The sequence below is a fragment of the Pandoraea pnomenusa genome (genome assembly GCF_040391475.1).
GTDB lineage: Bacteria > Pseudomonadota > Gammaproteobacteria > Burkholderiales > Burkholderiaceae > Pandoraea > Pandoraea pnomenusa_C.
Map to the genome: position 1 here is coordinate 49112 of NZ_JBEBXS010000010.1, position 26173 is coordinate 75284.

Sequence of the window (26173 nt, forward strand, 5' to 3'; positions counted from 1 at the left end):
GATGGGTATTGCGGGGACTGCGGGTAAGACTCGAAAACACGCATGCGCGGGGCCATGCGTTCACGGCGGTGGCATGCCGATCAGGATGACGCGCACGACAGCGTCGTTACGCGCGTTCCGAAAGTCATGCCACGGCGCCAATGAAGTTGCGTCCGCGCGGGCCGTCGAGCGCGGCGGCGATCATCGCGCTCGACTCCGGTTCGCTCACGCCATACGCGGAAAATTCGGTGGCCACGCCCAGGCCGTTGAGAAACGCCGTGAGCGTCTGCGGGGCGCGCGCGATGTCGCCGTCGAACACGCGCGCGAGCACCGCGTCGCGATCGGCGCGCCGGCCGATCGCCAGTCGCATCACGGCCGGCAGCGTGAACGAGCACGCAATGCCGTGCGGCAAGCCGTGACGGATCGTCATGTCGTACGAAATGGAATGCGCAAGCGCGGTCTTCGTGTTCGAGAACGCCATGCCCGCCTGCAATGCCGCCAGCGCCGCCTGGGCGCGCAGGTCTTCGTCGTCGAGCGAGGCCATGAGTTGCGGAAGCACACGCATCATGTCGCGCGCGGCCGTGACCGCGAAGGTGTCCGAAATCGGATTCGCGTTCACGTTCCAGATCGCCTCGAGCGCGTGCGAGAGGGCGTCGAGACCGCTTTGCAAGGTGACGGCACGCGGCAGCGAGCGCGTCAGCCGCGGGTCCACGATCGCCGCCTCCGGCCACGTCTCGGGCAGGTGCAGCGAGTATTTCTTGCGCTTCACGTGGCGGTCCCACAGCGTGGCCCACGGCGTGACTTCGCTGCCCGTGCCCGCCGTCGTCGGCACCGTAATCAGGCGTTTCGTGCGCGTGGGCCGGAAAGTGCCACCCGCGTCGAGTGCGTCGACGAGCGTGGCGAAGCGGTCGTCGTCGCCAGCCACCATCAGCAGCTTGGCGGTATCGAGCGCACTGCCGCCGCCCAGCGCCACGATCACTTCGCACTGACCGTACCGGCGCCAGAAATCGCCATACATCGGCGCGAGTTCGCGCACATCCGGATTCGGGCTGACCTGATCGATCACCCCGGCGAGACGCTGCCCGAGCAACGCTTCGATCTGCCCCGTCATGCCCAACCCCCGCGCTTCCGGCATCGTCACGAGCACCGCGCGACGGTTGCCGACCAGCGCAGGCAAATGCGCGAGGGCCCCCGGCCCGAAGTGGACGTCGACCGGATTATGGAAACGTGAATGGCGCGAACAGTCAGTCATGGTGAGGACGGTGCCGCCTCGCCCGCAGGCGTTGCGATCGATTGACGAAGATTGAGCTGGATTATGGTGAGCGGCGTCCTATACTTCCAATTCACATTTTTTCGCCGATGTATTGATAAAACCTATACCTCGTCACGGGAGCGTCACGTCATGCGGATTACCCAGTTGCGTTCGTTTCATGCGGTGGCCCACCACGGCAGCGTGACGCGTGCGGCCCAGGCGTTGCACGTCAGCCAGCCCACGATGACCACGCAGATCCGCGCGCTGGAGGAGACTTACGGCGTCGAGCTCTTCTACCGCCACGGGCGTGGGCTGACGCTCACACCGACCGGCAAGGCGCTGTATTCGGTGAGCCTGCGCATCTTCTCGGACGAAGCCGAGGCACTTGGCCTGCTCAAGGAGCATGGCGGGCTGCGCACCGGCGAGTTGCGGCTCGGCGCGGTAGGCCCGCATCACGCGATGGAGATCGTGGCGGCCTTTCAGCCGCGCTATCCGGGCATTCGTATCTCGATGCGCCCTGGCAATTCGGAGGAGATGATCGACAGCTTGCTGGCGTATCGCACCGATGTGGCGGTACTCGCGCGCTATCACGACGATGCGCGTCTGCACACCGTGCCGTATCGCACGCACCCGGTGGTGCTGCTGGTGCCAGGTTCGCACCGCTTCGCGCGCCGTCGCAGCGTGAAGCTCGCCGAGCTGGCCGACGAACCGATGCTCATGCGCGAGCCGGGCTCGACGACACGTCACGCCCTCGAAGCGGCCATGCAGAAGGCCGGGGTGACACCGAACGTCGCAATGGAGATCGGCAGCCGCGAAGCGATTCGCGAGGCCGTGATTCTGGGACTGGGGATTGCAGCGGTGTCGGCGCGCGAACATACGCCGGACGAGCGGCTCGCGACCGTCTCGATCAGCGACGCCCGCGTGGAGACCACGACCGTGATCGTGTGCCTTGCGGAGCGGCGCGAATCGCGCGTGATCGCGGCGTTTCTGGAGGTGGTGGCAGGATTGGTATGAAGTCGGCGCAAATGACACGAGAGCGCGGCCAACGCCGCGGCTCCCGGGACATTCGTCGACTTAGAGAAACTGGCTCGACACGAGCACGACGGCCGAAGCCAGCAGGCAGTAAATGCCGAACAGATACCAGCGGCCGTGTTCGAGCCAGCGCGACAGCCAGCGCAGCGCCACGAGGCCGGCGAGGAAGCTGAAGACCATGCCGACGAGGCTCGGCGTAAGCACCGTCATGAAATGGCCTGAAAAGGTCTGCGCACCACCCGACTTGTACAGGCGGTATGCCTCCTTCACGATCACCGGCGGCGTGAGCACCACGGCCAGCGCGAAGCTGAATTCCTCGACGCGCACCTTGTCGAGCCCGCGCAGCATACCCGTCGAGATGGTCGATCCCGAACGGGAGAAACCACGGAAGGGCAGGCACAGCCCCTGCACGGCGCCGATCCATGCGGAGTCGCCGCCGCGCATCGGACGGTCGCCCATCGGCGGACGCTTGCTGCCCGAAATCAGGATCAGGATGCCCGCCATCGCGAGACCGGCCGAGATGATGTACATGTTGCCGAACAGGTGCTCGATCTCGGCATGTTCGGTGCCGCGCATCAACACCTTCTCGATGAAGAACATCAGCGCCAGCCCGATCACGCCGGTAAAGCCGGTGGCGATGATGACCTGCTTCGCGTTATGGATGAAGTCGTGTTTCGACGAGAAATAGCGTTCGCGCCACGACTTCCAGAAGTAGACGATGACGGCGAGCATCGTGCCGGTGTGAAGCATGACGAGCAGCAGCGTCATGGCCGGCGCCGACGGGTCGAGCCCCATCAGTTTCTCGGCCATGATGACGTGTGCCGAACTCGACACGGGAAGCAACTCCGCCACGCCCTGCACGATCGCGAGCACGAGCACTTGCAAATAGTCCATGCGTAATCCTTGTGAAATGGGCAAGGACAGTACGCCGAACGCGTGTCAATTTTGTGACAGTCACATGACGGCGGCACCGGTCGCTTACCCTCGACCGGCTGCCGCGCATGATACTCCGTCAGAATTGGCCGGAAATGAGGCCACCGAGGGGTGTCACATTCGGTGCCGGATCGGCGTGATACCGATGCCGGCGACCGTCGACGCCCGCCGATACCTGTCGGCCTCAGCCGCGAATACCGCTCAACGCCTGATCGAGATCGGCGAGCAGATCGTCGATATGCTCGATGCCGATCGACAGGCGCACCGTCTCCTCGCTCACCCCCGCCTTGCGCAGTTCCTCCGGCGACAGCTGACGGTGCGTGGTCGACGCCGGGTGCGTGGCAAGCGACTTCGCGTCGCCGATGTTCACCAGACGCGTGAAGAGTTGCAGCGCGTCCTGAAATGCCGCGCCCGCTTCACGGCCGCCCTTCACCCCGAAGGTAAGAATGCCGGGGCCGCGTCCCGACAGATACTTCTCGACGAGCGCGTGCTCCGGATGGTCGGGCAGCCCGGCGTAGTTCACCCATTCCACCTTCGGATGCGACTTCAGGAACTGGGCGACCTTCAGCGCGTTCTCGGTGATGCGGTCGAGCCGCAGCGCCAGCGTTTCGATGCCTTGCAGGATCTGGAAGGCGTTGAACGGCGAGATCGCCGCGCCGGTGTTGCGCAGCGGCACCACACGCGCGCGCCCGATGTACGCCGCCGGACCGAACGCCTCGGTGTACACCACGCCGTGATAGCTCACGTCGGGCTCGTTGAGTCGCTTGAAGCGTGCCTTGTGCTCGGCCCACGGGAACTTGCCCGAATCGACGATGGCGCCGCCCAGGCTGGTACCGTGACCGCCCAGGTACTTCGTCAGCGAGTGCACGACGATGTCCGCACCGTGTTCGAACGGACGCAGCAGATACGGCGACGGCACCGTGTTGTCGACGATGAGCGGAATGCCATGACGATGCGCGATCTCGGCGAGCTTGGCGATATCGGTGACGTTACCCAGCGGATTGCCGACCGATTCCGCGAAGATCGCCTTGGTCTTGTCGTCGATGAGCGGCTCGAACGACTCGGGTTCGCGCGGATCGGCGAAGCGGGTGGTAATGCCCGAGAGCGGCAGCGTGTGCGCCAGCAGGTTGTAGGTGCCGCCGTACAGCGCGCTCGCGGCGACGATGTTGTCGCCCGCCTCCGCAATCGTCTGAATGGCGTAGGTCACCGCCGCCTGACCGGAGGCCAGCGCCAACGCCGCCACGCCGCCCTCGAGCGCAGCCACGCGCTGCTCGAGCACGTCCTGTGTCGGGTTCATGATGCGCGTGTAGATGTTGCCCGGCACCTTGAGGTCGAACAGGTCGGCGCCGTGTTGCGTGTCGTCGAACGCGAAGGCGACGGTCTGATAGATCGGCACCGCCACGGCGCGCGTGGTCGGATCCGGGCGATAGCCGCCGTGCACGGCGAGCGTTTCGAGCCGCCATTGCGGGGCTTGCGGTGCCGTTTCGGCGTCGTTGGCGTTCTGGGTCTTGTCGGTCATGTCGAATGTCTCCGGATAGGCGTGACGTTCCACCTGCGGAACGCTTTCATTAGGTATCCGATGTCATTCTAAACGGCTGGCCGGGCCGGCCTTATCTCCGTTGGGCAGAAGCTAAGCGATCGCCGTCGCGCAACCGTTCGTAATATGGCGCGAGCCGCATGCGCTATCTGGCGGGAGAGCCGCTGGATATACTCGTTCACACAACGGGCCGGGTGAATGCGAGGGCCGATGCAAGGGTTACGGCAGCGGCAGCCTTGCGAGCGTCGCGCCCGTTGCCGCCGGCGCTTCCGATGGGTTCCGATCGTTTCGCGCCGCTTCAGGAGACGCACTGTCATGTCGTTCGGATGTTCCCCGGCACGATTCGCTGCCGCACTTGCCGCAGGTGTGTGTCTGAATGTGCTCGCGCTGCTGAGCCCCGCGGGCCTCGCCGTTGCGCAGGAGAAAGTGGCGGTAGCCTCGCTGGATACGGATGCCGCGGGCAAGCCGGTGATGCTCGATGCGTATCTGTTCCGCGTGCCCAACGCGAACGGTCCGACACCTGCCGTCGTGTTCATGCACGGCTGCAACGGCATGTTCACGCGCAAGGGCGGTATCGATCGCCGCGAGCTGGACTGGGCACAGCGCTTCAATGCGTTGGGCTATGCGGTGCTGGCGGTGGACAGCTTCACCTCGCGCGCTCAGGCCAGCGAATGCCGGGGCGGCGGCGACGTGCGGCCATCGGTCGAGCGTCCGCGAGACGCCTACGGCGCGTTGCGTTATCTCCAGCGGCTTTTGGACATCCTGCCGGATCGTGTTGCGCTCATGGGGTGGTCGCACGGCGGCGGAACGGTGTTGTTTTCCATCGGGCCGAAGGGGCCGGGCCACCTATCGGATGCTTCGAGCGGTACAGGCGCAAAGGCGGCACCGGACTTCGCGGCAGCTGTGGCGTTCTACCCGGGCTGGTGCAACCTGAAGGCGCAGGGTGCTGACTGGTCCACCTCGATTCCCCTGCTCTTGCTCACAGGCGCCGACGACGTCTGGTCAAAACCGGCGCCGTGCGACGCCTTCGTCCAGGCGGTCACGTCGAAGGGCGCACCGATCACGTTCCACATCTACCCGGGTGCCGTGCATGACTTCGACTATCCGAACCTGCCAGTCAGGGCGCGCCCGGAATTCACGAACCCGAAGACACACGTCGTGCCGATTACCGGCACCCAGCCCGAAGCCCGCGACGATGCCATCGCGCGCGTAACGGCGTTTCTTGCCAAGGCTTTCGGGAAGTGACGCTCGGCGGCGATTTTGGCCTCTCAACAGCGTTGCCGCCCTGAATCCCTTGTCTGGCGGGCTACTCGGCCCACCGACCTGAAACTTATGCACGTGCTACCCACAGCTTAATCACAGAAAATCGCCGGATTTCCACAGGAAATCCACCGGCTTTTCCACGGCAATTTGTCGGTTATTCACGAGATATCCACGACTTATACACGGGTTATCCACGTCGATTCGGTGGCTTTTCCACCGGATTTCCATCCGCTATCCACCGACTATCCGCAGGTCTTCCACAGGGTTGCCCACAGCCGCATCACAGCTTGCTCACAAGGTTATCGACAGGCTTATCCACAGCACCTCTCCATAACGAGGCGAGCGCCCAAAACAAAATCGGCCGCCAGAATTGCGGCCGATTTGGTATCGGAGACTGCTACCGGAGTCGCGTTGCGCCGCGTTGGCGCCGGCTCACGGGGGTACAGCAAGTACAGCGATGGGTGAGTCGATTAGCTACCGAAGTACGTGGTACCGGCACGGGCGATCTTGCCGACCGAACCCGGGGTCACGGCCGAAGCGGCACCGCTGGGCGCAGCCACGGTCTTCGGATAAACCGTATCGTGTTGTTGCAGCAGACCTGCCTGGCGGGCTTGCACCAGTTCTTCACGAACTTGTGCGCGGCTCAGGGCGGACGTTTGCGGGACCCATGCGAATTCCGACGGACCTTCGAAAGCGTCGCTGGCAAAAGCCGAACCAGCCGAAACGGCCAGCATCGTGGAAATCAGGGCAGAGGTGATAAGAGTGCGCTTCATGATGTTTCTCCTGTCTGTTTGAAACGCGGCGATGTTCAATTCATCGTCGACAGTTGCAGTCTATTGCTATCGTCAATCGCAATAAATACGATAATTGTCTATTTTTAATTGCAATTTCAGAAATAATAGAGGCAGCGCAGGAACGGCATGAAACGACAACGGGACGCCAAATTGCTGGCGTCCCGTTGTGTAAGGGGCAGGGGAGAATCCGTGCAGGCTATTTCGCCGTGGCGGCCTCCGGCGACGCTTTGGTTGCCCCGGACGCTGCCGTTTGGGCCAGCACAGGCCTGAGCGCGATGCCGGTATGGCTCGCAGCCACCTTCGTCAACGCGTCGGGCGACGTTGCGGCCACCACGGTGCCTCCGTCCTTGCCGCCCTCGGGCCCCATGTCGACGATCCAGTCGGCCTCCGCAATCACGTCGAGGTTGTGCTCGATGACGACCACGGTGTGCCCGCCATTCACCAGCCGGTGCAGCACATTGATCAATCGGGCCACGTCCGCCATGTGCAACCCGACCGTCGGCTCGTCGAGCACGTACAGCGTGTGCGGCGACTTCTGGCCGCGGCGCGTGATGTCGTCGCGCACCTTGGTCAGTTCGGTCACGAGCTTGATACGCTGCGCCTCGCCGCCCGAGAGCGTCGGCGACGGTTGTCCCAGTGTGAGATACCCAAGCCCGACGTCCTGCATCAGTTGCAACGGGTGCGCGATGCTCGGCATCGACGCGAAGAACGCCACGGCCTCGTCGACCTCCATCGTCAGCACGTCGCCAATGCTCTTGCCACGCCACGTAACCGCAAGCGTCTCGGCGTTGAAACGCTGTCCGTGGCAGACGTCGCACAACACCTTCACGTCCGCCAGGAAGCTCATGCCGATGGTCCGCACGCCTTGCCCTTCGCATGCCGGGCAGCGGCCTTCGCCGGTATTGAACGAGAAACGCGATGCCGAATACCCGCGCGCCCGGGCTTCGAGCGTGTCGGCGAACAAGCGTCGGATCGTGTCCCAGAAGCCGATGTACGTCGCCGGGCAGGAACGCGGCGTCTTGCCGATCGGCGTCTGATCGACTTCGAGCACGCGATCGATCGTCTCCCAGCCGGTGACCGACTCGCAGCCGTGCCACGCATGCACCACCGGACGCCGCGGCTCCACCGCCACCTCCGACTTTGCGCGCGGCTTGCCGTCCGCCTTCACCGCATGACGCACCGTGCCCTTGCGTGCGCGCCGTTCGGCGGGCGACGAGAGCACCGAGCGTCCTACCGCATCCAGCAGGTTCGTCATCAGCACGTCGCGCGCCAGCGTCGACTTGCCCGACCCCGAAACGCCGGTGATCGCCGTCAGACGCGACAACGGCAACGACGCCGTGACGTGCTTCAGGTTATGAAGCGTGGCGCCATGCACCGTCAGCCAATGCGGCGGCACCGCCTCCACGCCCTTCGTCGGGGCCACCACTTCGCGTCGCGGTTGCAGCGGATGCTGCAACGGATGCGCGAGGAACTTGCCCGTCAGCGAATCGGGATGCGCCGCCAGATCGGCCACGTTGCCCTGCGCGACGAGCGTGCCGCCGCGTTTGCCGGCCCCGGGACCGATATCGATGATGTGATCCGCGCGACGGATCGTGTCTTCGTCGTGCTCTACCACGACCAGCGTATTGCCCTGATCGCCGAGCTTGCGCAACGCGCCGAGCAGAATGCCGTTGTCACGCGGGTGCAGGCCGATGGTCGGCTCGTCGAGCACGTAGCACACGCCCTGCAGATTGCTGCCGAGTTGCGCTGCCAGACGAATGCGTTGCGACTCGCCGCCCGAAAGCGTCGGCGCCGCACGATCGAGTGTGAGATAGCCGAGACCGACCTCCTCGAGAAACTCCAGGCGCCCCTGAATCTCGCTGATCAGATCGCGCGCGATGCTCGCGTCGCGACCACGCAATTCGAGGCCCTGAATCCACACGCGCACATCGGTGACCGTCCATTGAGCCACGTCGGAGATCGCGCTGTCGTCGAAGGTCACGGCACGCGCGACGGGGTTGAGTCGTGCGCCGTGGCAGTCCGGGCAGGGCTGATCGCCCACGCCTTCCGGCTCCTGCTCCTCGGACGGCAGCGAATGCTCGCGGCCGCGATTGTCCTGGCCAAGCACCGTGTCGTCGAACGCTTCGCGTTGCTCGCGCGTGAGTGCGAGCCCCGTGCCCACGCAAGTCGAGCACCAACCGTGCTTGCTGTTGAACGAGAACATGCGCGGGTCGAGATCCGGATAGCTCGTGCCACACACCGGGCAGGCCCGCTTGACCGAAAACACTTCGATCTCGCCCACGCCCTCGCCCGGCTGTTCGTCGCTCATGGTCTCGCCGAGGCCGTCGAGCGGCGCGAGCAAATGCATGACCCCCTTGCCGAGTTCGAGCGCCGCCGCCAGCAGTGTACGCAGCAGCCCCTCGTTCTCCGGGGTCACGACCACATCGCCGACGGGCAGTTCGATGGTGTGCTCGCGAAAGCGATCGAGCTTCGGCCACGGATCGACCGGCAGGAATACGCCGTCGACACGCAAATGCGAATGACCGCGTGCCTTGGCCCACTTCGCCAGATCGGTGTAGATACCTTTGCGTCCCACGACCAGCGGCGCGAGCAGGCCGACGTGCTGACCGCGACGGTCACGCATGAGCTGCGCCACGATGGAATCCGGACTCTGAGCGGTGACCGGCGCGCCGTCGTGAATGCAATGCTGAATGCCGAGCTTCACGTAAAGCAGACGCAGGAAGTGCCACACTTCGGTGGTCGTCGCGACGGTACTCTTGCGGCCGCCGCGCGACAGGCGCTGCTCGATGGCCACCGTCGGCGGAATGCCGTACACGGCGTCGACTTCCGGACGCCCTGCAGGCTGCACGATGGAGCGCGCATACGCATTGAGCGACTCGAGATAGCGACGCTGTCCTTCGTTGAAGAGGATGTCGAACGCCAGGGTCGACTTGCCGGACCCCGACACGCCGGTGATCACGCTGAACTTGCCGCGCGGAATCGCCACGTCGAGCGACTTGAGGTTGTGTTCGCGCGCGTTGACGATGCGAATGTCGTCGCCCCCCGCCGGCTTGCGATGCGCACGCGCGGCGCGCAGCGCCGTTTGCAACGGCATGCCCGGTTCGGCGGACGTCGCACCGAGCGGCTTGACTGCCACGGCTTGCGGCGCGACGACGGTGCGCTCGTAGTCGGCCAGCGCGCGCCCGGTATGCGAGCCGTCGCAAGCCACGACATCCGCGAGCGTGCCCGCGCACAGCACCTCACCACCGCCCTCGCCGCCCTCCGGGCCCAGATCGATGATCCAGTCGGCGGCGCGCACCACGTCGAGGTTGTGTTCGATGACGAGCAGCGAATTGCCACCGTCGAGCAGCTTCGCGAACGCGCGCATCAGCTTGGCGATGTCGTCGAAGTGCAGGCCGGTCGTCGGCTCGTCGAAGATGAAGAGACGTCCGCGATGCGCCACCTTCTGACCGCTCGCCGTCTTCTTCTGCGCCGCCTCGGCGAGGAAGCCCGCGAGCTTCAGACGCTGCGCTTCGCCGCCCGAGAGTGTCGGCACCGGCTGACCGAGCTTCACATACTCGAGACCGACGTCCACGATCGGCTGCAGCACGCGCAGGACGTCGCGATCCGATGAGAAGAGCTTCACCGCCTCGTTGACGGTCAGTTCGAGCACATCCGACACGCTCAACTCGCGCATGGCCTCGCCCGGCACCGCGCGTTGAATCTTCACGTCGAGCACTTCGGCGCGGTAGCGCTTGCCGTCGCAGTCCGGGCAACGCAGATACACATCGCTCAGGAACTGCATCTCCACGTGTTCGAAGCCCGAGCCGCCGCACGTCGGGCAACGGCCATTGCCCGAGTTGAAGCTGAACGTGCTCGCGTTGTAGCCGCGTTGCAGCGCCACCGGTTCCGCCGCGAACAGCTTGCGGATTTCGTCGAACGCGCCGACGTAGCTCGCCGGATTCGAGCGCGCTGTCTTGCCGATCGGCGATTGATCGACGAACACCACGCCCGACAGCTGTTCCGCACCGATGAGTTCGTCATGCGCGCCGGGCGCCTCGGTCGGATCGCCGAAGTGACGTGCCAGCGCCGGGTTGAGAATGTCCTGCACCAGCGTCGACTTGCCGGACCCGGATACGCCGGTCACGCACACGAGACGGCCGAGCGGAATGTCGACGCTCACCCGTTTGAGATTGTGCTCGCGCGCGCCGGTCAGCGTGAGGCGCGGCGTGTTGTCGTCGACGGGACGTGCGCGCCAGTTCGACGCGTTCGCGACGTGCTTGCGTCCGCCGAGATAGCTGCCGGTCAACGTGTCCGCCGTGCGCACTTCGTCGGGCGTACCGTCGAAGACGATCTGCCCGCCGCGCTCACCCGGCCCCGGACCCATGTCGATCACGCGGTCCGCCGCGAGCATCACGGCCGGGTCGTGCTCGACGACGACGAGCGTGTTGCCCGCGTCGCGCAGGCGATGCATGGCGGCCACGATCCGGTCCATGTCGCGCGGATGCAGCCCGATGCTCGGTTCGTCGAGTACGAAGAGCGTATTCACGAGCGACGTGCCGAGGGCCGTCGTCAGGTTGATCCGCTGCACCTCGCCGCCCGAGAGCGTACGGCTCTGTCGATCGAGCGTGAGGTAACCGATGCCGACATCGCAGAGATACTTCAGACGCGTGCCGACTTCTTCCTGCAGGAGCTTGAGCGCGTCGTCGAGCAGGCTCGACGGCAACGTCAGCGAATCGAAGAACTGACGCACGCGCGAGATCGGCATGAGCATCAGGTCGTGCATGGTGAGGCCGGGCAACGCTTCGAGTTGCTCGCGCGACCACGACACGCCGCGCGGCATGAAGCGCTGGTCGGGCGGCAACACGGCGTCGGCATTCGCTTTCGAGCCCAGACGCCACAACAGGCCTTCCGTCTTCAGGCGCGCGCCGCCGCAGGTCTCGCACGTGGTGTAACTGCGGTATTTCGAGAGCAGCACGCGGATGTGCATCTTGTACGCCTTCGACTCCAGATAGCCGAAGAAGCGGCGGATGCCGTACCACTGCTTGTTCCACTCGCCCTTCCAGTCGGGGTCACCCTCGATGACCCACTCGCGATGCTCCGGCGAGAGCTTCGACCAGGGCGTATCGCGCGGAATGCCGGCCTTGCCCGAGTACTCGAGCAGATCCTCCTGAATCTCTTTCCACGCCGGCGTCTGGATCGTCTTGACCGCACCGCCGCGCAGCGTCTTGCGCTCGTCGGGAATCACGAGACCGAGATCGACGCCGATCACGCGTCCGAAACCGCGACAGGCTTCGCATGCGCCATAAGCCGAGTTGAACGAAAAGAGCGCCGGCTGCGGATCGGCGTAGTGCAGATCGCTGTCGGGGCAGTGCAGGTCCTGCGAGTAACGCCAGATATCGGGCTCGCCTTCGTCGGCGAGCACATAGACGTTCACACGGCCTCGGCCGCGCTTGAGCGACGACTCGATGGCCTCCATCGCACGCGCCTTCTCGGTGTTCTGCAGGCGGAAGCGATCGGCCACGACGTCGAGCACCTTGCGGGTGCCGTCGGCGGTGGCGACTTCGCGCTCGGCCTGCACGCGCGTGTAGCCCGACGCCGAGAGCCATTGCGCGACCTCGTCGGCGGTCACCGTGCCGGGCAACTCGACCGGGAACGTGACGACCAGACGCGGATCGTCCTTCGACGTGCGGGCCATCAGTTCGGCGTAGATGGTCTCGGGCGTGTCGTGACGCACCGCCTGCGCGGTCTCGCGATCGAACAGCGCCGCCGCGCGAGCGAACAGGAGCTTGAGGTGGTCGTTGAGTTCGGTCATCGTGCCGACCGTCGAGCGCGAGCTGCGCACGGGGTTGGTCTGGTCGATGGCGATGGCGGGCGGCACGCCTTCCACATGGTCGACCTGCGGTCGGTCCATGCGGTCGAGGAACTGGCGTGCGTAGGCGCTGAAGGTCTCGACATAGCGACGCTGGCCTTCGGCGAACAGCGTGTCGAAGACCAGGCTCGACTTGCCGGAACCGGACGGGCCGGTCACGACCGTCATCTCACCGGTCTGGAGATCGACGTCGAGGTTCTTGAGGTTGTGCTGGCGAGCGCCACGAATACGAATGGCGTGGCTGGCCGACGGGTCGGGTTTCGAGGATGCGTTATCCACTTGATATCAGGGCCGCTTGAATGACTGACGATGACAGCGTGACGTCTGACGGCGCGCGTACGCGCCTCGGGGGAACTACTGTATCAGGCCGATGCGTCAGTCGCTGGCAGCATCCAGGCGACGCTCGGCACGGGTCGATTGTACTGTATATTTGTACAGCATCAATAGATCCCCCACCGCCGGCATTCCTAAGTCGGACGCCCCTTTTTTATTCTCCCACTCCGATGTACACACACATGTATTTACATCAGCCCGCACGACGCCTACAGTATCGACATCAGGTCTATCTGCTGGAGTCATTCATGCACATCACGCGCGCCTTTCGGAACGGCAATTCGCAAGCGGTCCGTATACCTGCTGACCTGGCCTACGCCAATACCGATATGGACCTGGAGATCGAGCGCATCGGCGATGAACTCCGCATCCGCCCGCGGCGGCGGCCGCTTACCGGCGTACTCGACAAGTTCGCGCGCTTCGGTGCCGACGTCATGGCCGACGGCCGGGGCGATCAGGAGCAATCGGATCGCGAGGCACTGTGATGCCTCGCTACATGCTCGACACCAACATCTGCATTTATCTGATGAAACATCAGCCGGAGGTCGTTGCAAAACGATTCGCGCAATGCAACGTGGGCGACGTCGTCATGTCGGCCATTACGTTTGCCGAGTTGTCCTACGGTGTTTCGGTAAGCGCTCACCCCGCACGCGAGCGTCACCATCTTGCGGCTTTGATTGAGGATATTCCGGTTCTGGCCTTCGACGCCGCTGCGGCCGACGCTTATGGACCGGTCCGTGAAGCCACGCGCGAACGCCGAAAGGATCATCTCGACAAGCTGATTGCTTCGCATGCGATTGCGCTGGACGTCACCCTCGTCACCAACAACGAACGCGACTTCGCCGCGTATCCCGGCCTCCGTATCGAGAACTGGCTCAACGCCTGACGTTTCACCCGTGCGGATTGCGTTCGTCACCCGCATCAGACCAGCCCCCCGATCCCCCGAATCCCCCCGATTTGTTTCCCATCCGTCACCGCACGATACGCATCGTGATATGATGCGAATGATTATCATTAACCTCATAAGCTGCCAGATCAGCGAGGGTTGCGTGCCGTTCAGGAGGTAACGCGACCGGGCCCAGACCATGACGCGTGACGACACCGGGGGACGCCAGAACGACGCACGCGCCGACGCGTCCGGCGTGGCTGCGCTCTACCACGATCATCACGGCTGGCTGCGCAACTGGCTGCACCGCAAGCTCGGCAATCACGGCGACGCCGCCGACCTCGCCCACGACACGTTCGTGCGCCTGCTCAGCAAGGACACGCCCGTGTGCCCGCGCGAACCGCGCGCCTTTCTCACCGTCGTCGCGCAAGGGCTCGTCGCCAATCTGCATCGTCATCGCAAGATCGAAGCCGCGTACCTCGAAGTGCTCGCCGCACAACCCGAGGCCGTCGCCCCGGATCCGGAAGCCCGTGCGATTCTGCTCCAGACCCTCATCGACATCGATCGCCGTCTCGACGGCTTGCCGCCCGTCGTACGGCGCGTGTTCCTGATGTCGCAACTCGACGGCCTCGCCCAGCGCGATATCGCCGAGACCGTCGGCATTTCCATCGCCACCGTCCAACGACACATCGTCAAGGCGCTGCACGCCTGTTGCTTCGGGAGTCCGACGGCATGAGCGCCGATACGTCACCGCTTCGCACGACCCCTTCGACCGCACTGCCCGAATCGGTCACGCTCGCCGCGACCGAATGGTTCGTCCGACTGCAAGCCAATCAGCACACCGACGGTCCCGCACGCACGATCACACAGGCGGCCTGGCAACGCTGGCATGACGCCGACGCGCAGCACGCCCTCGCGTGGCAGCGCCTGCTCGACTTCGACGCACACCTGCGCACGATCCCCGCGCGCGTGGCACACGGCACGCTCGTGGGCGCCCGTTCGCGCGCGAATGCCGAGCGCCGCCGCGTACTCGGGCTGCTACTGTTCGCCGGGGTCGCCGGTGCCACATGGACGGCTGCCGACTCCAACGCCGTGCGCGCCTGGCGCGCCGACCTGAGCACCGGTGTGGGCGAGCGTCGCACCATCAGGCTGGCCGACGGCACCACGCTGGACCTGAACACCGATACGGCGGTCGACTTGCGTTTCTCGCAGGACACCCGCCGCTTGCATCTCGTGCGCGGAGAAATCGCGATCACCACCGGCGCCGACGCCGAACACGGCCACCGTCCGTTCTTCGTCGACACCGCACAAGGCAGCCTTCAGGCGCTCGGCACACGGTTCGACGTGCGGCAACACGACGACATCACGCGAGTGGCGGTCCTCGATGGCGCCGTGCGCGTCATGCCCATCCGGTCTTCGCGAACGCCGGAGGCCGCCGTCGTGCTGATGGCCGGGCAGGGCGCCACGTTCGACGCCGCCGACCTGCGCTCGCGCTTCGACGATGCCGGCACGGCCAATGCCGCCGCCGCGTGGACGCAAGGCATGCTCGTCGTGCACGCCATGCCGCTGGGCGACTTCCTCCACGAACTCGGCCGTTACCGGCGCGGCCACCTCGGTTGCGCACCGGAGGTGGCCAACCTGCGTGTCTCGGGCATCTACCCGGTCGACGACACCGATCGCGTACTCGACATGCTCTCTCGCGCGCTGCCGGTCGAAGTCCAGCGCTACACCCGCTGGTTCGTGCGCGTGCAGCCGGGCACGGAATCCGGCGAATCGCCGGGCCGTATCCGAACGCAGCGCAGCACCTATCAGGCCGTCGGCGGCGACCGCCCGCACACGTAAACCGTCGGTCCAGAAATTTTTTGACGTCGGATGAGGGGTTTTCGAATCTCGCGGGGCATAGACAGGAATGCCCATTTCGATGTTTCGATGCTCCCAGGAAAGGAATCCGCCGTCATGTCTTCTCACGTCAGCCACACGCCCTTGCGTGCAGCCCGTGCCGTCACGCTCGCCGCCAGCGCACTCTTCGCCCTGACGGCCATGAGCGCCCTGAACGCTCACGCGCAATCGGGCCCCGCGAAAGGTGCCGCGCCGGCCACGGCCGCGCGCGCCGCACAACCGATCCGCATTCCCGCCGGGTCGCTGCAACAGGGTCTCGTGGCCTTCGCGCAGCAAACCGGACTCATGATCTCGTATGACGCCGCCCAGATCGCCGACAAGCGCACGGCGGGCGTGACCGGGACTTACACGCCCACGCTTGCGCTCGCGATCCTGATCGAAGGCACGGGGCTCCAGGCCACCGGCCAGCCGAACGGCGGTTACATCGTCGCGCCCGGCGCAAGTGCGGCGGCCGGTGCCGACGCCGGTGCGGCCGTCTCGCTGCCGCAGACCGACGTGAACGCCAACGCCGAACGCGACGTGGCGCGCGGTCCGGTCGTCGGCTATGTCGCCCAACGCAGCGACACGGCGACCAAGACCGACACCTCGATCATGCAGACGTCGCAATCGATCAGCGTGATTCCGCGCGACCAGATGAACGATCAGGCGGTGCAGACGGTAACCGACGCACTCAAGTACGCCGCCGGGGTGAACGCCGATCCGTACGGCAGCGACACGCGCGCCGACTGGTTCTACATTCGCGGCTTCAACGCCGACGTCTACTGGGACGGCTTGCGCGTGCCGCAGATCGCCAACCGTCCGGGCAGCTACGCGGCCGTTCGTGTCGATCCGTACACGCTCGAGCGCGTGGAAGTGCTGCGCGGCCCGAGCTCGATCCTGTATGGCGCGGGCAACCTCGGCGGGCTCGTCAATCTGGTGAGCAAGGCGCCGAGCGCCGAGCCGTACCGCGAGATCGGCATCGATTACGGCACCTTCGATCGTCGCCAGTTGCGCGTCGACATGACCGGCCCGGCGAACGAAGACGGTACGCTGCTGTATCGCTTCACCGGCCTCGGACGTCTGTCGAATGCCCAGACCGACAACGTGAGCGACGACCGTCTGATGCTGCAACCGTCGTTCACCTGGCGACCGAATGCGCAGACGAGCTTCACATGGTTCGTCAACTACATGCAGGACAACATGGGATCGTCGGTCAGCTACGGTCCGGCGCTCGGCATGGTGAAAGACTCGAAGTGGGGACGCATCGACCGCGAACTCCTCACCGGCGATCCGGCGTTCGACCGCTATCGCAAGACGCAGGTGGCGACCGGCTATCGCTTCGAGCACCGCTTCAACGAGGCATTGCTGTTGCGCTCGACCGCGCGCTTCACGCACATGAACCTCGACTACAAGTCGATCTACGGCACGGCACTGCTCGCCGATCAGCGCACGCTGCAGCGCACCGCCTACCAGGCCGAACCGATCCTGAACGGCTGGCAGCTGGACAACAACGTGCAGTACGACACGAAGACCGGCCCCGTCGCGCATAAAGTGGTCGGCGGCGCCGACTTCCAGACGCAACGCTTCCTGAACCGCGTGTGGACGGGCACGGCGCCGTCGCTCGACCTCTACGCGCCGGTCTACGGCGTGAAGGGCGTGCTGCCCGCCAATCCGACGACCAGCACCGATCAGACGCAGACCCAACTCGGCCTCTACCTGCAGGACCAGATGCGCTGGGATCGCTGGTACCTCACGCTCGGCGGCCGCGAAGACTTCACCTGGTCGACGACCGACAACAACCTGAACAACACGTCGGTGAAGCAAACGCCGAACAAGTTCACGTGGCGCGCGGGCCTGCTGTACGAATCGGCCATCGGCTTGTCGCCGTACTTCAGCTACTCGACCTCGTTCCTGCCGACGCTCTCGACCAACCTCGCGGGCGATCCGCTGCAGCCCACGACGGGCCAGCAGTACGAAATCGGCGTGAAGTATCAACCGCCGGGCACGGACGCGATCTTCACGGCGTCGCTCTTCAACCTGACGCAGCAGAACGTGTCGACCGCCGACCCGACCAACACGCGCAACACCATCCAGACGGGCGAAGTGCGCTCGCGTGGCGTGGAACTCGAAGCGCGCATGAGCCTGACGTCGAAGCTCAATATGGTGGCGAGCTACACGTATCAGGACGTGGAGGTCACGCGCAGCAACAACGCCGATCTGGGCAAGCGTCCGTATGGCGTGCCGCGCAACATGGCGTCGTTCTGGGCCGACTACAACTTCGGCACCGTGGGTGACGCGAAGCTTGGCGCCGGGGCCGGTATCCGTTATCTGGGCCAGACGGCGGGCGACAGCGCCAACTCGTTCTCCGTGCCGAGCGTGACGCTCGTCGACGCCTCGCTGCACGCGGACATCGGCTGGCGCTGGCGTCTGCAACTCAACGCGACCAACCTGTTCGACCGCACCTATGTCGCAGGCTGCAACACGACCGTGCAGTGCTATTACGGCACGGGCCGCACCGTCATCGGCAGTGTGACGGCGCGCTGGTAATCGTCGGAGGAAGGTCGCGGCGGGGGCGGCAAAGCCGTTGAACGCAGGCGGGGACTGGCGCCCGTGTCGATGGAGTAGCATGGCGACATCCGGGCTCTTCATCGCACGACATGGGTGCACTCCTCGCGCTGCGTCACTTCGGCAATGTCGGCAGCGCCATTGCCGATCTCACGTCACCCTTTGCGTCGCGCACCGCTCCGGCGTGCGCCACGCATGCGACACGCCGCCGCGCCGTCGTGCTGGCGCGGTTCCTTCCGCTGTTTGTTCTCGCCGCCTGTGCGGGGACACCGCCGGTACAGACGCCACCACAGGCGTCTGCGCAGACCGCAACCGCCCCCCGCTTCAACGTCAGCCGGTTCCCCATCGAGCATTACGATCAGGACGTCGATCACTGGATCCGTCCCGATTCGCCCGATTACGATCGTCCGTTGCTCTCGGCGCAGGAACAGGCGCGACACTTCGAAGCGTTCCGCGCGCGATATTTCGGCACCGCGCCGCGAGACCCGTCGCCCTGGAACGAAGCGTGGCTCACCACATCGCTCCTCAATGCCGCCGGTGCACAGCAGATCGCCGACGCGCAAGGTCGTCGCGTCAGGCGTTTCGACAACGGCACGCCCGGCGTTCGCAAGACCTACGGCGAGAACTTCCAGCCGCACACCACGGCATGGATTCGCGCCATCGAAGCGAATATGGCGCTCGCCCAACTCGACGCCGATCATGCGAACTGGCGCTACGATCCGCGTCGGCGTGGCATCACCGTCGACAACGCACTGGTACGTCAGTTGCCGACGAACGATCCGGCGTTCTACGACTTCCGCGAAGCCGGCGAGGGGTATCCGTTCGACGCCTTGCAGGACTCCGCCCTGCGTCCGGGCACCCCCGTCTACACACTGGCGCGCAGCGCCGACGGTGCGTGGCTGCTCGTCTATTCGCCCGATCTGACCGGCTGGGTCGACGCGCGCACGGTGGCGTCTGCCGACGAGCGCTTCGTCGCCACATGGCGTAGCGCTGCGCAACGCGGCCTCGGTGCCATCATTCGCGCCGATACGCCGCTCATTGATGTGCCACCCGGCGCCACGCATGGCGTCTATCGCACGTTCGCGCCGATTGGCACGGTGCTGCCCATGTCGCGCTCGCACGACGGACGTCAGCTCGCGATGATTCCCGTGGCCGATGCCGATCGTCGCGCGACGATCCGCACGATGACGTTCGACGACACGACATTCGTGCCGATGCCGTGGGCACTCACGCCGCGTCATCTGGCGCAGGTGATGAAGCAGCAGATCGGCCGCCCCTACGGCTGGGGCAACACGCTGTTCTACAACGACTGCTCCGCAGAAACGCGCAGTCTATTCGCGCCGTTCGGTGTGTGGCTCCCGCGCCATTCGTCGGATCAGTTGCGCGCCGGAAAGCGCACGGATCTTCGCAATGCCGATATCGATACACGCTTGCACACCCTGGCCGAGCGCGGTCGTCCGCTGATGACGCTCATCCACATCAACGGTCACATCATGTTGTATCTGGGCAATGCGCAGCATGACGGCGAAAGCGTGCCGATGACATACCAGAACGTCTGGGGACTCTCGCCGGCCGACAACAGTCGTCGCAACGTCATCGGCGGGTCGGTGATCCTGCCGCTGCTGAAGACCTATCCGGAGGATCCACAGGTGCGCTCGCTCGCGGGCAAGCCACTGTTCGAGATCAGCGTGATCGGCGGCAACGCGCCGGGGACAAGTGGTGAGTCAGGCGCAGAAGGCGCACGTACGCCGGGCGTCGATGTACAGGAGGAGATGCCGCAGTAAGGCAGGAGTGAAGCGAAGGGGAGCCGCGCGGAGATGCGCTGATGCACGGAGACAGGCGAGGAAGTCAGCGCATCAGGCGCGCTGACGAGGCTCCTGCACGACGCGCGTCGCGATGAGCCTCGTTCTGGCGAGCGATTACGCCAGCGCGGTCACGGCGATCTCGACTTCCAGACCGGCACGCATGAGCGGCGATTGCACGCAAGCACGCGTCGGTGCGTGACCTTCCGGCACCCAGGCGTCCCACACGGCGTTGAATTCGGCGAAGTGCTTGGCGTCGGACAACCAGATGTTGGCCGTCAGCAGGCGCGACTTGTTGACACCGGCTTCGGCGAGCAGCGAGTCGATGCGGGTGAGAATTTCGGTGGTCTGTTGCGTGACCGACACGTTGGCCGTGTCCGGCACCTGGCCGGCAAGGTACACGACGCCGTTGGCGATCACGATCTGGCTCATGCGAGCGTTGGTGTGCAGACGCTTGATTTCGTTCGACATAGGGGGGCACCGTAACAAAGAAAACGGGCCGGGATTCGGCCCGGGTGCCGCTATCTTATACGACCCGTCTCACGACACGTCGATGCCCCCACGATGGCATCCGGCAACGCCCGACGCCATCCCCAACGTCTTACTGACGAATCAGCGCCATCGCGCAATCGAGCACCGTGCGCTTGAGATCGGCCATGCCTTCGGGCGGCAGGAACGGTCCCATCATGTGACGGTACGACACCGTCTTGCTGATGGCCGACGTCAGCATGAAGAACATCACGTCGGCATCCTGCACCGGACGCTGCTGTGCTTCGAGCCAGTCCGATACGAGCGGCACCATCGCGTCGCGATACGGACGCACAAGCCGTTGCGTGAGGATATCGAGACGCTCGCCCTCTTCGGTGGCCGCCGTCGAGAAGAACATGCCGACGTCGGGATTCTCGAACACGGCCTCGACAAACTCACGCACCGCTTGCTCGAGTCGCTCGGCGGGCCCCATCGGCGCGTGCCGCAATGCGTGCGTGTTTTCGATCAGCGACTGCGTGAGCGTGCCGATCTGATCGACCACCGCCACCCACAGCGCTTCTTTCGAACCGAAGTGATGCGAAATCAGCGCTGCGTCGACACCCGACGCTTCGGCGATCTGACGCACACTACTCGCATAAAACCCGCGCTGGGCGAAGATGCGCCGCGCATTGAGCAAGAGCGCGTCGGCACCGTGCGTGCAATTGCACGTGGGACGACCGCGTGTGCGCTTGCGGGGTGGTTCGGCTTGCGAGACGGCTTTATCTGGAGTCATGGAGCGATGGGGTAACGATTTCGCGACAGCAATGCGCCAAGTCTAACCGACCCGGGCGCGGCTGCCTTCCCGGACACTTCCCATTTGACATGCCGGGGCCACGCTCGCTATTATGCGCTTATTCATCACTTGTTGAATTTGACATTTCCCCCCCAAATGTCTCGCGCAAACCGAATTGTGATTGTCGGTGGCGGTATCGCCGGCTTGATGCTGGCAACGCGTCTGGGCCGCACGCTCGGCCGCGACGGTGCTGCGCGCGTGACACTTGTCGACAGTCACCCCACCCATCTGTGGAAGCCGATGCTGCATAGCATGGCGGCCGGCACGCGCGATGTTGCGCAGACCCAGGTGGCGTATCTGGCCCATGCGTGCAGTCACGGCTTCACGTATCAGGCGGGGCGGATGTGCGGACTCGACCGCACACGCCGGGAGATTGTGCTGGGGGAGATGGCCGCACCGGACGGTTCGCGGCTGCTCGGTGAGCGCCATGTGCCTTACGACACGCTCGTGCTCGCCCTCGGCTCCGAAGCGAACGACGCCAGTCTGCCAGGCGTGCGCGACATCTGCCATTTCATCGACAGCCAGCCGCAGGCCGAAGCGTTCAACGCGGCGTTGCGTTGCGAATCGTTGCGCAGCGCAGTCAACGACGACGCGCTGCGGGTCGTGATCGCCGGCGGCGGTGCGACCGGCGTGGCGCTCGCGGCCGAATTGCGTCAAACGTTTGCCTTGGCCGCCGGTTACGGTGATCCGCAGATTTGCGAGCGGTTGAAGCTCACGTTGATCGAAAGCGGCCCGCGTCTGCTGGGGGCCTTCGCGCCCGAGGTGTCGACGTCGGCGCAGGAACAGCTCGAGCAATGCGGCTTTCGCGTGCTGACGGACACCCGCATCGTGTGTGCCGACCGCGACGGCTTCTATCGCGACGACGGCCAGTTGATTCCCGGCGATTTGCTGGTGTGGGCGGCGGGCGTGAAAGCGCCCGACGTGCTCAAGGGCATTGGCGGACTCGCGACGAACGCGGCGAACCAGATCGTGGTGCGCAGTTCGTTGCAGACCGCGCAGGACGAGCGCATTTTCGCGCTCGGTGATTGTGCGTCGCTCACGGTGACGGATGGCAAGGGCGCCTTGCCGCCGACCGCACAGGTAGCGACACAGCAGGCGGCGCATTTGAGCCGTCATCTGGGTGCGTGGCTCGATGGCCGCGCCATTCCGCCATTCGCTTATCGCGATCCGGGCGCGTCGGTGTCCTTGTCGGACTACAACGCGTTTGGGGCGCTCGGGCGATTCGGCATTTTCAAAGGTGGCATCGTGCGCGGACGCTTTGCGCAGTGGAGCCACGCCATGTTGTATCGGCGTCATCAGCATGCGTTGCACGGGTTCACCCGCGCCACGATGTTGCTGGGCGCGGAAAAACTCGGCGGCCTTCGCGGGCCGCGTCTCCGGCTGGCCTGACTATGCGAAGCGACCGAACCAACTGCTCCAACAGAAGCGGCAGCAGCCGCGCTCCCGGCACCACGGCGACGGCACGTCCGTCGCGCACGACCTCGCGGACTTCGCGCGCCTCCGCGCGCGATCAGCACGTGTGGCAGCACACCGTGGCAATGCTCGACGCCGAACCCGTCGTCTGCCGCCCCGTGATTCCGTACACCCGCCGCGCGCCCATCGTGCGCGTGCTCGAGATTGCCAGCGAACTCACGATCACGGTGTCGTGGAACGACGCCACGGGCGGCAACTATGGCGCCCAGATCTGGCGCATTCGCAAGGCGCATCACCCCGGCGTTTGCGCGCTCACGGGTGACACGATCGACGTTGGCGACTTCGTCTATCGCCCGCTGTTTGGCGACGTGCCGCCGCTGAACGCCGACGCCATGATTTCCGCAGACGCGATTCGCGCCATGCGCGCGTCGGAAGACCGCGAACTCGAAGCGGCCCTGTAAGCGGCAAGCACGTAAAGAACCCACGCGCTGAAAATGTAGTCCCCCCGATCCCCCCGTTTGGTTTCAGCGTGTTGCCGCCCCTTGAGGGCGGCTTTTTTATGCGTATTCGGTCGGCGTCGTCGCTTACGTCGTTGTCACTTCACTTACGGCGGTCACATCAGTCACATCAGTCACATCGATTACGTCGGTTACGTCGGTTACCTCCGCAGGTCTCAACGGCGCACCGCTTTGGGATTACGCTTCGGGCATAGCGAAACACGTTTCACAATGATGCCGACGGGCCCGGGCGCCCGAGCGTCCGATGTGCCCCCACGGAGACCACCGTCAATGACCAAGCCTTACCTCACCCTGTTTTCCGCGCTGGCGGCCACGGCAGCCATCGGCTGGATGGCGTTCAGCGCACGCAGCTACGCCGCCGAACCGGACACGCAGCCTCAGGCCAACCCGCGTCAGGCCGCGATCAAAACGCTCGTCGACGAGACGATCCGTCCGCTCATGGCCCTGCAGGACATTCCCGGCATGGCCGTCGGCATCGTCTTCGACGGACAGACCTATGTCTTCAACTATGGTGTGGCCGACAAGGCCGCCAACAAACCGGTGACGGACGCCACGCTCTTCGAAATCGGCTCCGTGAGCAAGACGTTCACCGGCACGCTGGCCGCCTACGCACAGACCGACGGCGCTCTGTCGCTCACCGACAAGACCGGCCGCATCGTGCCCGAACTCGCAGGCACGCCGTTCGGCGAGGTAAAGGTCCTGAATCTCGCCACGCACACAACGGGGGGCATGCCGCTCCAGGTACCGGACGACATCCGCGACATGGACCAGATGCTTCAGTACCTCAAGGCCTGGAAGCCGGCGAAGCCGACCGGTACCGTGCGCACCTACTCCAATGTGAGCCTCGGCGCCCTCGGCTGGGTGACGGCGCGCGCCATGCACGGTGACTTCGCCACGCTCGTGACGGAGCACATCTTCAAACCGCTCGACCTGCAGCACACGTACTTTCGGGTGCCGGACGCCGAGCAGGCGAACTATGCGTGGGGTTATGGAAAGGATGGCAAGCCGGTTCGCGTCAACCCCGGGTTGTTCGAACAGGAGGCCTATGGCGTCAAGACGACCGCGAGCGACCTGTTGCAGTTCGTGCGTGCCAACCTCGGCCAGCCCGTGCACGATCGCAAACTGCGTCACGCGATCTATGCCACACGCACCGGCTACTTCTTCGACAAGCCGATGACGCAGGATCTGGTCTGGGAACAGTATCCGTATCCGGTGAGTGTCGACGCGCTGCTCGAGGGCAACTCGTCGCACATGGCGTACGAACCTACGTCTGCACGCGAATTGTCGCCGGCGATGGCCCCCACGCCCGTCGCCTGGGTCAACAAGACCGGCTCCACGAACGGGTTCGGCGCCTATGTCGCGTTCGTGCCGTCAAAGCAGATGGGCATTGTGCTGCTGGCGAACAAGAACTATGCGATGGACGAGCGCATCCGCGCCGCGCATCACATCCTCACGACGCTCGACGGCAGCCCGCGCCAAACCTCCGCATCAGGGAAGTAACCCGACGGTGATATCGCCCGCCGTGTCTCGTGAATGCACGTAGACAGGGCGGGCGAGGTACAGCAAGGCCATCAGCGGCCGAACACCGTCTCCAGCGCTGCTGCCATGTCGTCGATCAGATCCTGCGGGTCTTCGAGACCGATATGCAGGCGCACGATCGGTCCGGCGGCTGTCCAGTCCTCGCAGGTCCGCGTACCCGCCACGTTCGAGACCGTCGCCAGACTTTCGTAACCGCCCCACGACGCCCCGATCCCGAACAGCGACAGCGTATCGACGAACTGATTCGCCTGCGCCGTCGTGGCGTTGGCGAACTCGAACGAAATGAGTCCGTTGGTGCCGAGACAATCGCGTTGCCACAGCGCGTGACCCGGATGCGTCGGCAGCGCCGGGCAGAACACGCGGGCAACGTCGGGTACGCCCTCCAGCCAGTGCGCCACTTCAAGGGCATGACGCTCGTGCATCTGCAAGCGCGCCCCGAGTGTGCGAATGCCGCGCAGCACCAGGTACGAATCGTCCGGGCTGACGGCAACGCCCTGCGCATCCGCCATCGCGGAAAGCGTCTGCCAGACCTCCTGCGTCGTGGTGACGGTGCCCATCATCACGTCGGAGTGGCCGCTCAGGTACTTCGTCGCGGCCATCACGGAAACGTCGGCACCCAGCATGAGCGGACGGCACTGCACGCCCGAGCCCCAGGTGTTGTCTGCCACGAGCAGCGCACCGTGACGATGCGCCAGATCCGCCAGCGCCGGAATGTCGCACATCTCGTAGACGAGCGAGCCCGGCGCTTCCACGTAAATCAGCTTCGTGCGGGCTGTCATGTGCTCGGCGGCGTCGCGGCCGTCGGCACGGAAATAAGTCACATGAACGCCCCACGGCTTCAGGAACGTCTCGACGAAATGACGCAACGGCTGATACACGCAATCGGAAATCAGCACGTGATCGCCGGGGCGCGTATACGCGAGAAATACCATCGAAATCGCGGCGAGTCCGGTCGGGAAGAGGCGCGTGCGGTAGCCGCCTTCGAGCTCCGCAACGACATCCTCCAGCGCGAAGCCGGTCGGGTTGCCGCGTGCGCCGTAGGTGAACATGCGCTCGGTGCCGCGACGGCGGCGCGCGTCGTTCATGTCGTCCATCGTGTCGAACAACACGGTGGACGCGCGCACCACGGGCGGGTTGACGGCGCGCCCGCCGACGACCGGCGTATGCGTGCCACTCTTGACCAGTCGGGTGGCGAGACGTTTGGGAGACGATTGTCGAGACATGATCGGAGACGTGGGGGGTAGGAGAAAAGCGAAACCGGCGTGCGCTGCGACGAT

At 65.0% G+C, this 26173-nt stretch carries 19 protein-coding genes; 11 read left to right on the forward strand and 8 right to left on the reverse strand.

Annotated elements, in window-relative coordinates; all coding sequences use genetic code 11:
- Positions 1–124: 124 nt before the first annotated feature.
- A complete protein-coding gene (gene psrA, locus ABWO90_RS12635; RefSeq protein WP_353191585.1) occupies positions 125–1231 on the reverse strand; it encodes an iron-containing alcohol dehydrogenase PsrA in 1107 nt (368 codons plus the stop codon).
- 150 nt (positions 1232–1381) lie between these two features.
- Here psrA and ABWO90_RS12640 point away from each other — a divergent pair, with 150 nt between their 5' ends.
- Complete coding sequence (locus ABWO90_RS12640; protein ID WP_353191586.1) at positions 1382–2245, forward strand: LysR substrate-binding domain-containing protein; 864 nt, start codon at positions 1382–1384, stop codon at positions 2243–2245.
- A 60-nt stretch (positions 2246–2305) separates the two neighbouring features.
- On the opposite strand, the gene ABWO90_RS12645 is transcribed toward ABWO90_RS12640, so the two are convergent.
- Positions 2306–3157 carry an undecaprenyl-diphosphate phosphatase gene (locus ABWO90_RS12645; RefSeq protein WP_353191587.1) on the reverse strand — a complete coding sequence of 284 codons (852 nt, stop codon included), beginning with the start codon at positions 3155–3157 and terminating at the stop codon, positions 2306–2308.
- A 223-nt stretch (positions 3158–3380) separates the two neighbouring features.
- On the reverse strand, positions 3381–4715 hold the full coding sequence (locus ABWO90_RS12650; RefSeq protein ID WP_353191588.1) for an O-acetylhomoserine aminocarboxypropyltransferase/cysteine synthase family protein: 1335 nt from the start codon (positions 4713–4715) through the stop codon (positions 3381–3383).
- 333 nt (positions 4716–5048) lie between these two features.
- Between ABWO90_RS12650 and ABWO90_RS12655 the strand changes: the two genes are divergently transcribed.
- Positions 5049–5978 (forward strand): dienelactone hydrolase family protein, encoded by a 930-nt coding sequence (locus tag ABWO90_RS12655; RefSeq protein WP_353191589.1) that lies wholly within the window; start codon positions 5049–5051, stop codon positions 5976–5978.
- Positions 5979–6466: 488 nt separating this feature from the next.
- Here the strand turns inward: ABWO90_RS12655 and ABWO90_RS12660 are convergent, their stop codons facing one another.
- On the reverse strand, positions 6467–6769 hold the full coding sequence (locus ABWO90_RS12660) for a DUF4148 domain-containing protein (protein ID WP_353191590.1): 303 nt from the start codon (positions 6767–6769) through the stop codon (positions 6467–6469).
- Positions 6770–6986: 217 nt separating this feature from the next.
- The gene (gene uvrA, locus ABWO90_RS12665; RefSeq protein ID WP_353191591.1) at positions 6987–12920 is read right to left on the reverse strand and encodes an excinuclease ABC subunit UvrA; all 5934 of its coding nucleotides are present in this window, start codon (positions 12918–12920) and stop codon (positions 6987–6989) included.
- A gap of 302 nt (positions 12921–13222) precedes the next feature.
- On the opposite strand from uvrA, the gene vapB reads away from it, so the two are divergent.
- From vapB to ABWO90_RS12695, 6 genes are all read left to right on the forward strand, one after another.
- The gene (vapB, locus tag ABWO90_RS12670) at positions 13223–13459 is read left to right on the forward strand and encodes a type II toxin-antitoxin system VapB family antitoxin (protein ID WP_353191592.1); all 237 of its coding nucleotides are present in this window, start codon (positions 13223–13225) and stop codon (positions 13457–13459) included.
- Positions 13459–13860, forward strand: a complete 402-nt coding sequence (locus tag ABWO90_RS12675) for a type II toxin-antitoxin system VapC family toxin (RefSeq protein WP_353191593.1) — start codon at positions 13459–13461, stop codon at positions 13858–13860. Before vapB ends, ABWO90_RS12675 begins: the two co-directional genes overlap by 1 nt.
- A 199-nt stretch (positions 13861–14059) precedes the next feature.
- Complete coding sequence (locus ABWO90_RS12680; RefSeq protein ID WP_353191594.1) at positions 14060–14596, forward strand: sigma-70 family RNA polymerase sigma factor; 537 nt, start codon at positions 14060–14062, stop codon at positions 14594–14596.
- Positions 14593–15702 carry a FecR domain-containing protein gene (locus ABWO90_RS12685; protein WP_353191595.1) on the forward strand — a complete coding sequence of 370 codons (1110 nt, stop codon included), beginning with the start codon at positions 14593–14595 and terminating at the stop codon, positions 15700–15702. Before ABWO90_RS12680 ends, ABWO90_RS12685 begins: the two co-directional genes overlap by 4 nt.
- 114 nt (positions 15703–15816) lie before the next feature.
- Positions 15817–18285 (forward strand): TonB-dependent siderophore receptor, encoded by a 2469-nt coding sequence (locus ABWO90_RS12690; RefSeq protein WP_353191596.1) that lies wholly within the window; start codon positions 15817–15819, stop codon positions 18283–18285.
- A 110-nt stretch (positions 18286–18395) separates the two neighbouring features.
- The gene (locus ABWO90_RS12695) at positions 18396–20087 is read left to right on the forward strand and encodes an SH3 domain-containing protein (protein WP_353191597.1); all 1692 of its coding nucleotides are present in this window, start codon (positions 18396–18398) and stop codon (positions 20085–20087) included.
- A 135-nt stretch (positions 20088–20222) separates the two neighbouring features.
- Here the strand turns inward: ABWO90_RS12695 and ABWO90_RS12700 are convergent, their stop codons facing one another.
- Positions 20223–20576 carry a RidA family protein gene (locus ABWO90_RS12700; RefSeq protein ID WP_039394400.1) on the reverse strand — a complete coding sequence of 118 codons (354 nt, stop codon included), beginning with the start codon at positions 20574–20576 and terminating at the stop codon, positions 20223–20225.
- 130 nt (positions 20577–20706) lie between these two features.
- A complete protein-coding gene (locus tag ABWO90_RS12705; protein WP_353191598.1) occupies positions 20707–21366 on the reverse strand; it encodes a TetR/AcrR family transcriptional regulator in 660 nt (219 codons plus the stop codon).
- Between the two features lie 156 nt (positions 21367–21522).
- On the opposite strand from ABWO90_RS12705, the gene ABWO90_RS12710 reads away from it, so the two are divergent.
- From ABWO90_RS12710 to blaPNC, 3 genes are all read left to right on the forward strand, one after another.
- Complete coding sequence (locus ABWO90_RS12710; RefSeq protein WP_353191599.1) at positions 21523–22815, forward strand: NAD(P)/FAD-dependent oxidoreductase; 1293 nt, start codon at positions 21523–21525, stop codon at positions 22813–22815.
- 128 nt (positions 22816–22943) lie between these two features.
- The gene (locus tag ABWO90_RS12715) at positions 22944–23300 is read left to right on the forward strand and encodes a DUF3331 domain-containing protein (RefSeq protein ID WP_353191600.1); all 357 of its coding nucleotides are present in this window, start codon (positions 22944–22946) and stop codon (positions 23298–23300) included.
- Positions 23301–23627: 327 nt separating this feature from the next.
- The gene (blaPNC, locus tag ABWO90_RS12720) at positions 23628–24857 is read left to right on the forward strand and encodes a PNC family class C beta-lactamase (RefSeq protein ID WP_353191601.1); all 1230 of its coding nucleotides are present in this window, start codon (positions 23628–23630) and stop codon (positions 24855–24857) included.
- A 71-nt stretch (positions 24858–24928) separates the two neighbouring features.
- On the opposite strand, the gene metC is transcribed toward blaPNC, so the two are convergent.
- The gene (metC, locus tag ABWO90_RS12725) at positions 24929–26119 is read right to left on the reverse strand and encodes a cystathionine beta-lyase (protein WP_353191602.1); all 1191 of its coding nucleotides are present in this window, start codon (positions 26117–26119) and stop codon (positions 24929–24931) included.
- Between the last annotated feature and the right edge of the window lie 54 nt (positions 26120–26173).

What these genes read in the sequence shown, in the direction of transcription:
- ABWO90_RS12680 (WP_353191594.1), top strand. Translation starts at nt 14,060, where the DNA reads ATGACGCGTGACGACACCGGGGGACGCCAGAACGACGCACGCGCCGAC.
- ABWO90_RS12675 (WP_353191593.1), top strand. Translation starts at nt 13,459, where the DNA reads ATGCCTCGCTACATGCTCGACACCAACATCTGCATTTATCTGATGAAA.
- ABWO90_RS12700 (WP_039394400.1), bottom strand. Translation starts at nt 20,576, where the DNA reads ATGTCGAACGAAATCAAGCGTCTGCACACCAACGCTCGCATGAGCCAG.
- psrA (WP_353191585.1), bottom strand. Translation starts at nt 1,231, where the DNA reads ATGACTGACTGTTCGCGCCATTCACGTTTCCATAATCCGGTCGACGTC.
- ABWO90_RS12710 (WP_353191599.1), top strand. Translation starts at nt 21,523, where the DNA reads ATGTCTCGCGCAAACCGAATTGTGATTGTCGGTGGCGGTATCGCCGGC.
- ABWO90_RS12705 (WP_353191598.1), bottom strand. Translation starts at nt 21,366, where the DNA reads ATGACTCCAGATAAAGCCGTCTCGCAAGCCGAACCACCCCGCAAGCGC.
- ABWO90_RS12685 (WP_353191595.1), top strand. Translation starts at nt 14,593, where the DNA reads ATGAGCGCCGATACGTCACCGCTTCGCACGACCCCTTCGACCGCACTG.
- vapB (WP_353191592.1), top strand. Translation starts at nt 13,223, where the DNA reads ATGCACATCACGCGCGCCTTTCGGAACGGCAATTCGCAAGCGGTCCGT.
- ABWO90_RS12655 (WP_353191589.1), top strand. Translation starts at nt 5,049, where the DNA reads ATGTCGTTCGGATGTTCCCCGGCACGATTCGCTGCCGCACTTGCCGCA.
- ABWO90_RS12690 (WP_353191596.1), top strand. Translation starts at nt 15,817, where the DNA reads ATGTCTTCTCACGTCAGCCACACGCCCTTGCGTGCAGCCCGTGCCGTC.
- ABWO90_RS12695 (WP_353191597.1), top strand. Translation starts at nt 18,396, where the DNA reads ATGGGTGCACTCCTCGCGCTGCGTCACTTCGGCAATGTCGGCAGCGCC.
- ABWO90_RS12650 (WP_353191588.1), bottom strand. Translation starts at nt 4,715, where the DNA reads ATGACCGACAAGACCCAGAACGCCAACGACGCCGAAACGGCACCGCAA.
- ABWO90_RS12645 (WP_353191587.1), bottom strand. Translation starts at nt 3,157, where the DNA reads ATGGACTATTTGCAAGTGCTCGTGCTCGCGATCGTGCAGGGCGTGGCG.
- ABWO90_RS12640 (WP_353191586.1), top strand. Translation starts at nt 1,382, where the DNA reads ATGCGGATTACCCAGTTGCGTTCGTTTCATGCGGTGGCCCACCACGGC.
- blaPNC (WP_353191601.1), top strand. Translation starts at nt 23,628, where the DNA reads ATGACCAAGCCTTACCTCACCCTGTTTTCCGCGCTGGCGGCCACGGCA.
- metC (WP_353191602.1), bottom strand. Translation starts at nt 26,119, where the DNA reads ATGTCTCGACAATCGTCTCCCAAACGTCTCGCCACCCGACTGGTCAAG.
- ABWO90_RS12660 (WP_353191590.1), bottom strand. Translation starts at nt 6,769, where the DNA reads ATGAAGCGCACTCTTATCACCTCTGCCCTGATTTCCACGATGCTGGCC.